At 73.6% G+C, this 12,862-nt stretch carries 9 protein-coding genes; 2 read left to right on the forward strand and 7 right to left on the reverse strand.

Annotation, left to right across the window (positions count from 1 at the left end):
• Window positions 1–50 precede the first annotated feature (50 nt).
• From OHN19_RS27725 to OHN19_RS27755, 7 genes are all read right to left on the reverse strand, one after another.
• Window positions 51–917 carry a DUF1963 domain-containing protein gene (locus OHN19_RS27725; protein WP_330266797.1) on the reverse strand — a complete coding sequence of 289 codons (867 nt, stop codon included), beginning with the start codon at window positions 915–917 and terminating at the stop codon, window positions 51–53.
• A 201-nt stretch (window positions 918–1,118) separates the two neighbouring features.
• Window positions 1,119–1,508: a D-ribose pyranase gene (gene rbsD / locus OHN19_RS27730; protein WP_330266798.1), complete on the reverse strand. Its 390-nt coding sequence runs from the start codon at window positions 1,506–1,508 to the stop codon at window positions 1,119–1,121.
• Window positions 1,505–2,410, reverse strand: coding sequence for a ribokinase (locus OHN19_RS27735; RefSeq protein ID WP_330266799.1), 906 nt, complete (start codon window positions 2,408–2,410; stop codon window positions 1,505–1,507). Before OHN19_RS27735 ends, rbsD begins: the two co-directional genes overlap by 4 nt.
• 66 nt (window positions 2,411–2,476) lie before the next feature.
• A complete protein-coding gene (locus tag OHN19_RS27740; protein ID WP_330266800.1) occupies window positions 2,477–4,417 on the reverse strand; it encodes a substrate-binding domain-containing protein in 1,941 nt (646 codons plus the stop codon).
• Window positions 4,407–5,951 carry a sugar ABC transporter ATP-binding protein gene (locus tag OHN19_RS27745; RefSeq protein ID WP_330266801.1) on the reverse strand — a complete coding sequence of 515 codons (1,545 nt, stop codon included), beginning with the start codon at window positions 5,949–5,951 and terminating at the stop codon, window positions 4,407–4,409. Before OHN19_RS27745 ends, OHN19_RS27740 begins: the two co-directional genes overlap by 11 nt.
• On the reverse strand, window positions 5,948–6,967 hold the full coding sequence (locus OHN19_RS27750) for a LacI family DNA-binding transcriptional regulator (protein ID WP_330266802.1): 1,020 nt from the start codon (window positions 6,965–6,967) through the stop codon (window positions 5,948–5,950). Before OHN19_RS27750 ends, OHN19_RS27745 begins: the two co-directional genes overlap by 4 nt.
• A 104-nt stretch (window positions 6,968–7,071) precedes the next feature.
• The gene (locus tag OHN19_RS27755; protein WP_330266803.1) at window positions 7,072–10,974 is read right to left on the reverse strand and encodes a BTAD domain-containing putative transcriptional regulator; all 3,903 of its coding nucleotides are present in this window, start codon (window positions 10,972–10,974) and stop codon (window positions 7,072–7,074) included.
• Between the two features lie 189 nt (window positions 10,975–11,163).
• Between OHN19_RS27755 and OHN19_RS27760 the strand changes: the two genes are divergently transcribed.
• The gene (locus OHN19_RS27760; protein WP_330266804.1) at window positions 11,164–11,865 is read left to right on the forward strand and encodes a hemerythrin domain-containing protein; all 702 of its coding nucleotides are present in this window, start codon (window positions 11,164–11,166) and stop codon (window positions 11,863–11,865) included.
• Window positions 11,862–12,821, forward strand: a complete 960-nt coding sequence (locus OHN19_RS27765; RefSeq protein WP_330266805.1) for a pyridoxamine 5'-phosphate oxidase family protein — start codon at window positions 11,862–11,864, stop codon at window positions 12,819–12,821. Before OHN19_RS27760 ends, OHN19_RS27765 begins: the two co-directional genes overlap by 4 nt.
• The last annotated feature ends 41 nt before the right edge of the window (window positions 12,822–12,862 follow it).

A 12,862-nucleotide genomic window follows, 5' to 3' on the forward strand; every position in this document is an offset into this window, starting at 1 on the left:
CCCTGTCGCGATCGGGGTGGGGCCGTCGCCGTTCGTCCGGCAGGGCTCGGTCACGGGTTCCGGAACACCGTCGTGTACGTGCGGTCGAAGCGCTGGGCGGCCAGGTCCGCGCGCTGGACGACCCAGTGGACGGTGGCGCCCTCCAGGCCGTCGATCCAGGGGTTCCACTCGGCGAGCAGGGCCCAGTCCGCGGGGTCGGCCGACACCGGCTCGCCGCCGCCCCAATGCCCCGCCTCCGCTTCCCGCACCGCGCACCACACGGCCGTCGCGACGGGATCGGTGTCGACGGCCTCCTGGTCGGCGTAGCCGCCGAGCTGGAGCTGCCCCGGGGCGGCGATGTCCTCGCAGGTGTCGGCCCACACCTCGGCCAGTTCCTCGGAGCGCGGATGCCCGGGCAGTGGCACCCAGCGGGGCTCCTCGGGTATCTCGACCCAGTAGTGGTACGGCAGTGAGACGTCGGCCGCCGCCCTGAGCGTCGCCTGCGGGAACTGCGCGAAGACCTCCTGGTACTCCTCGTCGTCCTCGAACCAGGCCCAGCCCTCCTTGTCCCGCTCCTCCACGGCCGTCCCCGCCGGGACGTACACCGCGCTGCCCATGCACTCCCCGTCGCCGAAGTTCTCGGGGTAGGCGAACAGCAGCAGGTGGCCGTCGGGCGGCAGCGGGAGGTCCGTCACGTCGGCGGGCAGGGCCGCTAAGTCAATCGACGCGACGAAGGGATGGAAGGGGTGCGGGGTCCCGACCGGAAGCAGCAGCGGCCCCCCGAACCGCCCCACCACCGGCCCGTCCGCCTGTTCGCCCAGCGTCGCGCACGGCCGGGCGGTGTCCATCCACCGCTCCACGTCCTCGACCGGGATCCCGCCCGCGAGCGCCTTGTCCCGGAAGGGTCCCAACCTGTCGCGCATCTCCTCAGGAGTCATGGAGGAACCGTAGGGCCGGGCACTGACAAAAAAATCCCGGAGCCCGTACAACCCTTCTCCCACCTCGCCTGTCGTACTCGGTGTCAGGACTTCTGGAGGGGGATCTGGGGGGATCGCGGGGTTCTGACGGGGAGGGGAAAGCCGAAGGGGCCCGGTCCGACGACCGGGCCCCTTCGAAGTGCACGGCGCACCACGGCCGGACTAGAAGAACACCCCGCACCGCAGCAGCACGTTCGCGTACGGCCGGGCCTCGCCCGTGCGGACGACCAGCCGTGCGCCCGCCGACAGCTCCTTCAGCTTCTCGTGGGAGACCAGGTGGAGGTCGGTGAAGCGGGCGTCCAGCAGGGACGAGGCCTCCGCGTTGGCGGACCGGACCTCCTCCGCCGCCGTGGCGCCCTCCACGACCAGTTCGTCGAGCAGCCCGTCCAGCACCTCGGCGAACGACGGCACCCCGGCCCGGAACGCCAGGTCCACCACCCTCGGCCCGGCCGGGATCGGCATCCCGGCGTCACACACCAGCACCCCGTCCCCGTGCCCCAGCTCGGCCAGCGCGCCGGACAGATGGCGGTTCAGTATCCCGGCCTTCTTCACAGCGCCTCGACCTCATCCGCGGTCGGGAAGGAGTCCTGCGCGCCCTGCCGGGTCACCGCGACCGCCCCGACCCGGGACGCGTACGAGGCCGCCTCGGCCAGTGAGGCCCCGGCGCCCAGCCGGAACGCCAGCGCCGCCGTGAAGGCGTCCCCCGCTCCCGTCGTGTCCACCGCGTCCACCTTCGCCGACGCCACCCGGGTCACCTCCCGCGGGGAGGAGGCCACCAGTGAGCCCTCCGCGCCCAGGGTCACCACCACCGACCGCGGTCCCTTCGCGAGCAGCAGCCCCGCCCAGTCCTCCGGCCGGTCGCTGACGCACGCCTCGCCCAGGATCACCTTCGCCTCGTGCTCGTTGACGATCAGCGGATCACAGGCGGCCAGCACCTCCGTGGGCAACGGCCGCGGCGGCGACGGGTTCAGCACGAACCGGCTGCCCGGCGCCAGATTCCGTACGACCTCCACGACCGTCTCCAGCGGGATCTCCAACTGGGCCGACACCACCCGGGAGGCGTGGAAGAGGCTGGTCGCCGCCCGTACGTCCCCGGGCGTCAGGCGTCCGTTGGCGCCCGGCGACACCACGATGCTGTTGTCCCCGGTCGGATCGACGGTGATCAGCGCGACCCCCGTCGGCGCCCCGCCCACCAGGACCCCCACGGTGTCCACCCCGGCCGCCCGCTGCGACTCCAGCAGCAGCCTGCCGTGTCCGTCGTCGCCGACGCGGGCCAGCAACGCCGTACGCGCGCCCAACCGGGCGGCCGCGACGGCCTGGTTGGCGCCCTTGCCCCCCGGGTGCACGGCCAGGTCCGAGCCGAGCACCGTCTCGCCGGCCCCCGGCCGCCGCTCTACGCCGATCACCAGGTCGGCGTTGGCCGACCCTACGACCAGTAGGTCGTAGTCGTACATGAAGTGACTCCCCTAGTCAGGGACGCGGGGCGGGCAGTCGGTCAACTGCCCGCCCGTACGCCGTCGTCAGCCCGTGAAGCCGGCCACGTTCTCCTTCGTGACCACCTTCACTGGCACCTTGATGGTCTCCTCGACCTTCTTGCCGTCGATGGCCTTCAGCGCGTTGTCCACCGCGATTTTGCCCAGTTGCGAGGGCTGCTGCGCCACGGACGCGTACAACGTGCCGTCCTTCACCGCGTTCAGGCCGTCCGGGGTGCCGTCGAAGCCGACCACCGAGACCGACTTTCCGGCCTTGGAGCCGAGCGCCTTGATCGCGCCGAGCGCCATCTCGTCGTTGGCGGCGATGACGCCCTGGACGTCCGGGTGGGCCTGGAGCAGGTTCGACATCACGTCGAGGCCCTTGGTGCGGTCGAAGTCGGCCGGCTGCTGGGCGACCACCTGGATGCCCGGGTAGGCCTTCAGACCCTGCGCGAAGCCCTGGGCGCGCTCCCGGGCGGCCGAGGTACCCGCCTGGCCCTGGAGGATGACGATCTTGCCCTTGCCGCCGAGCTTCTCGCCGATGGTCTTGGCGGCGAGTTCACCGCCGGCCACGTTGTCGGAGGCGACCAGCGCGTCCACCGACGCCTTGTTGACGCCCCGGTCCACCGCGATGACCGGGATCTTCGCCTGGTCGGCGGCCTTCACGGAGTTGCTCGCCGCGTCCGAGTCCACCGGGTTGACGATGATCGCGCCGAGGTTCGAACTGGTGAAGTTCTGGAGCTGGTTGGCCTGCTGGGAGGCGTCGTTCTGGGCGTCCGTGACGGTCAGGTCCACGCCCAGCTTCTTCGCCTCGGCCTGGGCGCCCGCCCGGATCTGCACGAAGAACGGGTTGTTGAGGGTCGACAGCGACAGGCCCACCTTCGGGTTCGCCGTCGAGGAGGAGTCGTTGTGCAGGAAGGAGGTCGCGCCGACGATCGCCACGGTCACCACGGCCGCCAGCCCGTACGTCGCCGCCTGGCGCTGCTTGCCGCCCGGTGAGCCCCCCGACGTCACCGGAGTGGCCCCGGCCTTGCGGCGCACGGTGTCGAGGAGCACCGCCAGCGCGATGACCACACCGATGACGACCTGCTGCCAGAACGCGGACACGTTCAGCAGGTTGAGGCCGTTCCTGAGCACCGCGAGGATCAGCGCGCCGATGAGCGTGCCGGACGCCTTGCCGGTGCCGCCCGCGAGCGAGGCACCGCCGATGACGACCGCGGCGATCGCGTCCAGTTCGTAGCCGTCGGCGGCCTGCGGCTGGGCCGAGGAGAGCCGGGCGGCCAGCACGACACCGGCGACGGCGGCGAAGACACCGGAGAAGGCGTAGATGGCGAGCTTCTGCTTCTTCACCCGGAGGCCGGAGAGGCGGGCCGCCTCCTCGTTGCCGCCGATCGCGTACATGGAGCGGCCGATGTACGTCCGCCCCAGCACGAAGGCCGCGAGCAGACCCATGACGACCATGACGAGCACCGGCACCGGCAGCCAGCCGCCGAGCGTGTCACCGAGGTGCGAGACCGAGTCAGGGAAGGCGATCGGGGAGCCCTCGGAGATCACCAGCGACAGACCGCGCGCCACCGAGAGCATCGCCAGCGTGGCGATGAACGGCGGGAGTTTGCCGTACGCGATGAGGAAGCCGTTGACGAGTCCGGCCGCGATGCCGGTGACGACGGCGAGGACGACGGCTATGAAGACCGGCACGCCGTGGGACGTGGCGCTCCAGGCGAGGACGGTGGCCGACAGGGCCGCCACCGAGCCGACCGACAGGTCGATGCCCGCCGAGACGATCACGAAGGTCACACCGAAGGCGAGGATGGCGGTCACGGCCGCCTGGACGCCGACGTTGAGCAGGTTGTCGGTGGTGAGGAAGTCGCCGGACAGCGCCGACATGGCGACGACGAGGACGATCAGCGCGGTGAGCGCGCCGTTGTCGAGCAGGAGACGGCGCAGGCCACCCGCGCTCGTTCCGCTCCTGAGCGTGTCAGTGGCCACGAGGGGCCTCCTTCTCGGTCTTGACGGTGTTCGTGGTCTTGACGGTGTTCGTGCTGACGGCGAGTGCCATCACGGAGTCCTGCGTGGCCTCGCCGGCGTCGAGTTCGCCGGCGATCCGGCCCTGGGCCATCACCAGCACCCGGTCGCTCATGCCGAGCACCTCGGGCAGATCGCTGGAGATCATGAGGACGGCGGCCCCCTGAGAGGTCAGCTCATTGATCAGCTGGTAGATCTCGACCTTGGCGCCGACGTCGATCCCGCGCGTGGGCTCGTCGAGGATCAGCACCTTGGTGTCGGCGAGCAGCCACTTGCCGATGACGACCTTCTGCTGGTTGCCGCCGGAGAGCGTGCGGACGTGCTGGTGCAGGCCCGCCATCCGCACCCCGAGCTGCTCGGCGATCCGCGCGGCGGCCGCCCGCTGCCCCTTGAGGTCGACGAGCCCGCCCCGGGTCGCCGAACGCATGGTCACCAGGCCCAGGTTCTCCTCGACCGACTGGTCGAGGACCAGCCCCTGACCCTTGCGGTCCTCGGGGATGAGTCCGATCCCGGCCGCCATCGCGGCGCCCACGTCATGCCCCTTCAGGGCGGCCCCGGAGACCTTCACGGCCCCCTTGTCGTACGGGTCCGCGCCGAACACGGCCCGCACGACCTCGGTACGGCCCGCGCCGACCAGCCCGGCGATGCCGACGACCTCACCGGCGTGCACCTCGAAGCTGACGTCGTGGAAGACGCCGTCCCGGGTGAGGCCCTCGACCTTGAGCAGGGCCGCTCCGGTGTCGCCGCGCTCGCGCGGGTACTGCTGCTCGATCGACCGGCCCACCATCAGCCGGACGAGCTCGTCCTCGGGCGTGGTGGCGGGCACCTGCCCGACGGACCTCCCGTCCCGGATGACCGTGACCCGGTCGCCCAGGGCGGCGATCTCCTCCAGGTGGTGCGTGATGAAGACGATCCCGACGCCGTCCTCGCGCAGCGAGCGCACGATCGCGAAGAGCTTGTCGACCTCCTCGGAGGTGAGCACCGCGGTCGGCTCGTCCATGATCAGCACGCGCGCGTCCAGGCTGAGCGCCTTGGCGATCTCGACCATCTGGAGCCGGGCGATACCGAGTTCACGCACCCGCGCGCGGGGCGACACAGTGACCCCGACCCGCTGGAGCAGCACCTCGGCGTCGGCCTCCATCCGCTTCCGGTCGATCATCCCGAGGCGGCGCGGCTGCCGGCCCAGGAAGATGTTCTCGGCGACCGTCAGGTCGGGGACGAGGTTGAACTCCTGGTAGATGGTGGCGATGCCCAGCCGCTCGGCGTCCTGCGCCCCGCGGATGTGCACCTCCTCGCCGTCCACCAGCACGCGGCCCCCGTCGGGGTGGTAGGCGCCCGACAGCATCTTGATCAAGGTGCTCTTGCCGGCGCCGTTCTCGCCGAGCAGCACGTGCACCTCGCCCCGGCGCAGGTCGAAGTCGACGCCGTCGAGCGCGACCACGCCGGGGAAGGTCTTGCGGATGCCCTCGATGCGCAGCAACTCGTCCTCGTTGCTCACGACGTGCTCCTTTGCACAGGGTTGGGGTTCTCGCCGCACGAGCGGCGGGCGACCAGACGGGCGGGCAGGGTGACCGACTCGGGCGGCCGCCCCTCGATGCGGTCGACGAGCGCGCGCACGGCGGCCCGCCCCAGCTCGCCCGTGGGCTGGGCGATCGCGGTGATCGGCGGATCGGTGTGCACGAACCACGGGATGTCGTCGAACGCGGCGAGCGCGAGGTCCTCGGGAACGCGCAGCCCACGCGCGCGTACGGCGTCCAGGGCGCCCAGCGCCATCAGGTTGTCGGCCGCGAAGACGACCTCGGGCGGCTCGGGCAGGTCGAGGAAGCCCTCGGTGACCCGGCGCCCGCTCTCGGCCTGGAAGTCGCCCTGCCCTATGTAGGCGTCGGGCAGTTCGAGGCCGTACGCCTGGAGCGCCTCCCGGAAGGCGGCCACGCGCTCCTGGCCGGTCGTGGTGGCGGCGGGCCCGGCGATGATGGCGAGCCTGCGGTGCCCGAGGCCGTGCAGGTGGGCGACGAGATCGCGCACCGCGGCCCGCCCGTCGGCCCGGACCACCGGCACGGCCACGCCCGGGATCCACCGGTCCACGAACACCATCGGCGTCCCCGCGCGGACGGCGTCCAGCATCAGCGGGGAGCCGCCGTCGGTGGGGGAGACCAGCAGCCCGTCGATACGGCGGTCCAGCAGGTTCCGTACGTGGTGGTCCTGGAGGTCGGGCCGCTCGTCGGCGTTCCCGATGATCACGCTGTAGCCCAGCGCCCGGGCCTCCTCCTCGACGGAGCGGGCCAGCTCGGTGAAGTAGGGGTTCATCACGTCGCTGATGACCAGGCCGAGGGTGTGGGTCTGGTCGGTGCGCAGGGAGCGGGCGACGGCGTTCGGGCGGTAGCCCAGCGTCTTGACGGCGGCCCGCACGCGCGTGCGTGCGTCCTCGCTGACCGACGGATGGTCGTTCAGGACCCGCGACACCGTGGCGACGGAGACCCCCGCCTCGGCAGCGACGTCCTTGATGCTCGCCATCGCCGCTCCACCTCCTTGTGGAATCGATTACACGACTTCGTGTACGGAGGATTGGAATCGATTACACGGCGGGTTGGCAAGCCCCCGAGACCGGATCGTGACGTTCAGCTTCCGGTGAGCCGCCCCAGGGCCCGGCGGGCGGCGGCCAGGTGGTGCGGGGAGCCCCAGACCCGGGCGACCCGCTCCGCCAGGGCGTAGGCGTCGGCCGCGGGCCCCCGCTCCCCGAGGAACAGGTACAGATCGGCGAGGGCGTGGGCGAGGGGACGGGTGACATAGGCCCCGCCCGCCGCCCCGGCGAACTGCTCCTTCAGCGGCAGCAGCGCCCCGATCAGTGACTGAGCGGTGTCCCGGTCCCGCAGCAGGACCGCGAGCTCGGCGCGGTAGTCGAGCTCCATGCCGTACAGGTGGTCGGTCACCGGCCGGGCGGGGAAGGGCACGGCCGCGGCCTCGTCCAGGCGTCCCAGCCGGGCCAGCACGAGGGCGTGCGCCACCGCGACCGGGGTGCCGACCGACTCGTACACCTCACGGACGGCCGGTTCGAGGTCGGCCTCCCGGCGCTGGGTGAGCCGGATGGTCCACAGGCCCAGCGTCCGCGGAGCCGTGGCGTGATGCGCCCCGACCCGCTGGAACAGCCCGTCCGCCTCGGTGTAGCGCGCCTCCGCCTCCGCGAAGCGCCCGGCGACCGCCGCGAGCATGGCCGACGTGGCGGTGTTGATGCCCTGCGCCCACCGCATCCGGTAGCGGTGCGCCAGCTCCAGGCCCGCGGCGGTGTGCCGGCGCACCGCGTCGGGATCGTTGCGGGTCGCGGCGGTCAGGGTGTCGAGGTGCTCGCACACCCAGCGGTGCGCGGGCAGGTCGTGATCCCGGGCGAGACCGCGCAGTTCGTCGACGAGCGGGGTGCGGGCGGCGCCCTGCGCCTCGTGCGGCAGCAGCCGGGCCGAGGTCATCAACGCCGAGGCCAGCAGCCGCGGTTCGCCGTCGGCGCGGGCCAACTCCAGCTGGGCGTCGGCCGCGTCCCGGGCCCGCCGCGCGTCCTCGCCCGCCACCGCGTCCGCCAGCACCTGGAGCACACGCGCGCGTGTCGGTCCGTCCAGCGTGCGGTCCTCGGCGAGCCGCTCCAGGTGGGCCAGCGAGGTCCGGTCCAGGAAGCCCTCCAGGCGGCTGCGCCAGGGCGAGGGCTCGGCCCAGGCGCCGTAGACCACCGCGGCCAGGTCGTCCCGGCCGGCCCGCACCGCCAGGTCCACCGCCTGCCGCCGGGTGTGCCGGGCGGCGCCGGTGGCACCGGCCCGCACCTGCGCGCCCAGCAGCCGCACCAGCAGCGCGACCGTCCCGTCCGGGTGCGCCTCGGGGTCGGCGGTGGCCGCCGTGTGCGCGTCCAGCGCCTGCCGGACGAGTCCTACGGCCACGTCGTGGGCGTACCTCCGCTCGGCCAGCTCCGCCGCCCGCAGCGCGTAGTCGACGGCCAGCGGGGCGTTCGCGGTCCGGCCCGACCGGGCGAAGTGGTGGGCCAGCGCGGTGAGGTCGTCGGGGCGGTGCGTGCGCAGCCGCCGCGCGATGCGGTCGTGCAGCCGGGCCCGGCGGATCCCCGACAGGTCGGTGTAGACGGTGTCGCGGACCAGGGCGTGCACGAAACGGACCCGTCCGGGCCCGGGCTCGGTCAGCAGGTCCGCGGCCATGGCGGCGTCCAGGCCGGCCAGCACGCTCTCCTCGTCCGTCTCGGCCGCGTCCGCCAGCAGCGCGACGTCGGACTCCGGTCCGGCCACCGCCGCGAGCTGTACGGCCGCGCGGGCGTCGGCGGACAGCAGGGTGAGACGCCTGCGCAGCACGTCCCGGACGCCCTGCGGGACTTCCGAGACGGCCACCAGGGCGCCCTCGTCGGCCAGCAGCCGCGCGCTCTCCCGGACGTAGAAGGGGTTGCCGCCGGTGCGTTCGGCGAGGCTCGCCACCGTGGCCGCGTCGACGGGCTCACCGCAGACGGCGTCCACCACGGTGGCCACGTCCCGCTGCGAGAGTCCGGCCAGCGCGATCCGGTGCGGCAGCCGGGGCGCGAGGTGCGCGAGGGTCTTGGCCAGCGGCTCGCCGACCTCGGCCGGGCGGTACCCGGCGACCGTCAGCAGCGGTACGCCGGTGACCGCGGCCGCGGCTTCCAGCAGGGCGAGGGTCTGGCCGTCGGCGCGGTGCAGGTCCTCCAGGAGCACGGCGACGGGCTCCGCGGCGGCCGCCTCGCGCAGCCATGCGGCGAAGGCCCGGTGCAGCCGGAACCGTCCCGCGGTCGCCTCGTCCCGGGTCGTGGCGGCCGTCCCGTCCGGTTCGTGCAGCAGCGCCGCCACGTCGTCGGGCCGCGCCGGGGGCACCAGCCGGGCGAGCGTCCCGAGTGCCTCCACCCAGGCCCACGCGGGCGGGGCCCCCTCGTGCTCCGGGCACCGCCCGACGACCACCGTCCACCCCTCGCCCCGCAACCGCCCGGCCAGCCGCCCGAACAACGCGGTCTTGCCGGCCCCGGCCTCCCCGGTGACCAGCACGAGCCCACCACCCCGCCGAGCGGCCAGGGCGGCGGAGTCCAGCGCCTGGAGCTCGTCGACACGGCCCACGAAGAGGTCGTGGGCCAAGGGGGTGGTGGGGTGGGGCTCTTGAGGTACGGCAGGCGTGCGTGTCCGCTCCGACGCGCCGGGGGGCTCCGCTGCGCCGCGCGCACGGCCCGGTCCGGCCTGCGCCGACTCCGGTCGGGGGTGCCGCTGTTCGGAGGCGGCCGGGGGGAACACCGCTGCGGGGAGCGCCCGACCAGGGGCGGCTCGCCCCAACTCGCCTTTTGTGCCCTCCTGTTCCGGCCGCCCCGGCGTGGTGGCCGTCCAGGTGTGCGCCCGATCAGGGTCGGCTTCCCCCAACTCGCTTCCCGTGCCCGCCTGTTCCCGCTGTCCCGGCTTTGTCGCGGCCCAGGTGTGCGTCCGTTCCGGGTCGGCTCCCCTCGACTCGCCTCCCGTGCCCGCCTGTTCCGGCTGTCCCGGCGTGGTGGCCGTCCAGGTGTGCGCCCGTCCCGGTTCGGCCCTCCTCGACCCTCGTTCGCCGCCCGCGTGTTCCGGTGCCTCAAGGCTCCCGTCGGCTACGGCACCGCCGTGATCCGGCGCGCCCGCCGCCCACTCCCGTCCAGCGCCCCGGAGTTCCGGCATCGCCGTCCACTCCCGTCCAGCGGCCCGGCGTTCCGGCATCGCCGTCCACCCCCGTCCGGAGCCCCGGCGTTCCGGTACCGCCGCCCGCAGCACCTCCACCCGCTGGGCCAGGATCGCCTGTTCGAGCTCGGTCAGCGTCGGGGACGGGTCGCAGCCGAGTTCGTCGCGGAGGGTCCTGCGGGCCCGGCGCAGTGCGGCGAGGGCGTCGCCGCGGCGGTCCGTGGCCCAGTGGGCCAGTGCCAGGAGCCGCCAGCCCTCCTCGCGCAGCGGCCGTTCCCGCACCATGGCCTCGGCGGCCGGCGTGACCTCGGCGGCGTGCCCGGTGAACAGCCCGGCCGCCACGGCGAGTTCGCTCGCCTCGGCACGCAGCGCGCTCAGCCGGGCCACCTCGGGCGCCGCCCAGGGCTCGTCCGCGTGCTCCTGGAACGCGGGCCCGTGCCACCAACCCAGCGCCTCCGTCAGCGACTTACGGGCCTGCGGGGCCGGTGCGCGCCGGGCCCGCTCGACCCGGGCCCCGAAACACCAGGCGTCCACCGCGTCCTCGGGCAGCCGCAGCGCGTATCCCGGGGGCGAGGAGACCAGGACGGCGGCGGGGGCCCGCGGCGGCCGCTCCGGTTCGAGCACCCGGCGCAGGTTCGACACATACGCCTGGAGGGACACGGTCGCCCTGGCCGGGGGCGCCCCGCGCCACAGCTCCTCCGCCATCCGGTCCACGGAGACCACCGCGCCACGAGCCGCGACCAGCAGTGCGAGCACGGCACGCTGCCGCGGGGTGCCCAGTCCCACCGGCGCACCCGCGACCTCGGCACCCAACGGCCCCAGCACTCTGATACGCAGCACGCCGCCGGAATCTATCCGAGCGGTGCGCGCATCCCGTCAACGAGCGGTAAACGCCCTGGTCGGCACGGGTCGGGGCCCTGCTCCAAGAGAACGCCAAGCGGGACACCAAGTCATCACCAAGTCGTCACCAAGGCGGCGACGACAGCGTGGGAGGCCGTCGTCCGCAACCCGAACACCGAAGGAAACAGCGTGCCCCGCAGCAGTACTCCGTCCGGACTCCCCACCTCCGGACGCCCCTACACCCACGAGATGGTCGTGGTCCACCGCGTCTTCCGCCGCGAGTCGGCGCTGCTGCCCCGGATGGTCCGGTCCGTACCCGACGGCGCCTCGGCGCGGGCCGCGCAGATCTCGGCGTACCTCAGCGACTACACGTCGGGGCTGCACCACCACCACACCCTCGAGGACGAGTTGATCTGGCCGCTGCTGCGCGCCCGGGCCACCGGTGCCGAGGAACTGGTCGTCCGCATGGAGGAGCAGCACGGCCGGATCGACCGCACCCTGGAGGCAGTGGCGCAGTGGGCGCCGCAGTGGCAGCGGTCGGCCGACAGCGTCGCCGGGCAGGAACTCGCCCTTGCCCTGGAGGAGCACCGCCTCGCGCTCCTCGACCACCTCGACGACGAGGAACGCCTGGTCCTGCCCCTGGTCGCCGAGCACCTGACGGTCGACGAATGGGACCTGGTCGGCCGCCGCGGGCTGGAGAGACTGCCCAAGGACAAGGTCATGATCGCCATCGGCGCGATCCTGGAGGACGCCACCGAGGACGAGCGCGCCTACTTCCTCGGCAGGGCACCGCTGCTCGGACGGCTGGCCTGGAAGCTCGTGGGGCGGCGGCAGTACGCCGCGGCCTGCCGGGCCCTGCGCGCCCCGCTGGCCGGGGAGGCGGGCCGATGACCGTCCTCGACTCCGCGCCGCTCGATGTCCTCGACGCCTACCGGACCTGCGAGTTCGTCACGCTGGGCCGGGACGGGACACCGCTGGCCTGGCCGACCGCGGTGCGGCGGCGCGGGGACGGCACGCTGGTGCTGACCACGTCCCTGGCCTTCGCGCAGAAGGCGCTGAACATCCGCCGCGACGGCCGGGTCGCCCTGCTCTTCTCCGATCCCACCGGCAGCGGACTCACCGACGCCCCGCAGCTCTTCGTCGGCGGCCGGGCGGAATGCCCCGACGACATCCGGACGGGCCCGCAGGACCTGGAGGACTACTGGCGGATGCTGTTCGAACGTCAGCCGCACAGCCGCGCGTACCTCTCCCGGCCCATGAGGCGGTTGATGGACTGGTACTACCTACGCCTCCTCATCACCGTCACCCCGGAACAGCTGATCGTGCGGTCCGCCGCGCGACCACCGCTCCCCGAGGCACCCGCCCCCTCGGCACCGCCGCTGGGAGCCGACCGACTCGCCCGCTACGACACCGCGGTCCTGGCGGGCCGGGACGCCTCCGGAGCCCCCGTGCTGGCCCGCACCCGCCCGGTGCCGACGACCGGCGGCTTCGCGGTACGGCCCCCCGACGACTGCGCCGTGACACCGGGCCCCGCCTCGCTGCTGGTGCACCGGCACGACGAGCGGATCAACAGCATGCGCAACGCACTCGTCCGGGGGAAGCTGACCCGGGCCGGTGACGGCTGGCTGCTGCTTCCCGAGAAGGTCCTGGAGCCCATGGGTTCGGGACGGCCGACGGACGCGATACGGGTCCTGCGCCGCACCCAGCGCGCCACCGACCGGTACCTGGAACGCCGTGGCCTCACCCGGCCCGCGGTGGAGTGGGACCGCTTCCGCGCCCTCGCGGCACCCGCCCCCGTGTCCGGCCCGGCGGCCACGGAGAGCGTGCCGCGCTCCCCGCACCACTGAACCGAGCCCTGCGACCGCACCGGGCTCCCCGCTGTCAGACC

This window comes from Streptomyces griseorubiginosus (assembly GCF_036345115.1).
Classification (GTDB): domain Bacteria; phylum Actinomycetota; class Actinomycetes; order Streptomycetales; family Streptomycetaceae; genus Streptomyces; species Streptomyces griseorubiginosus_C.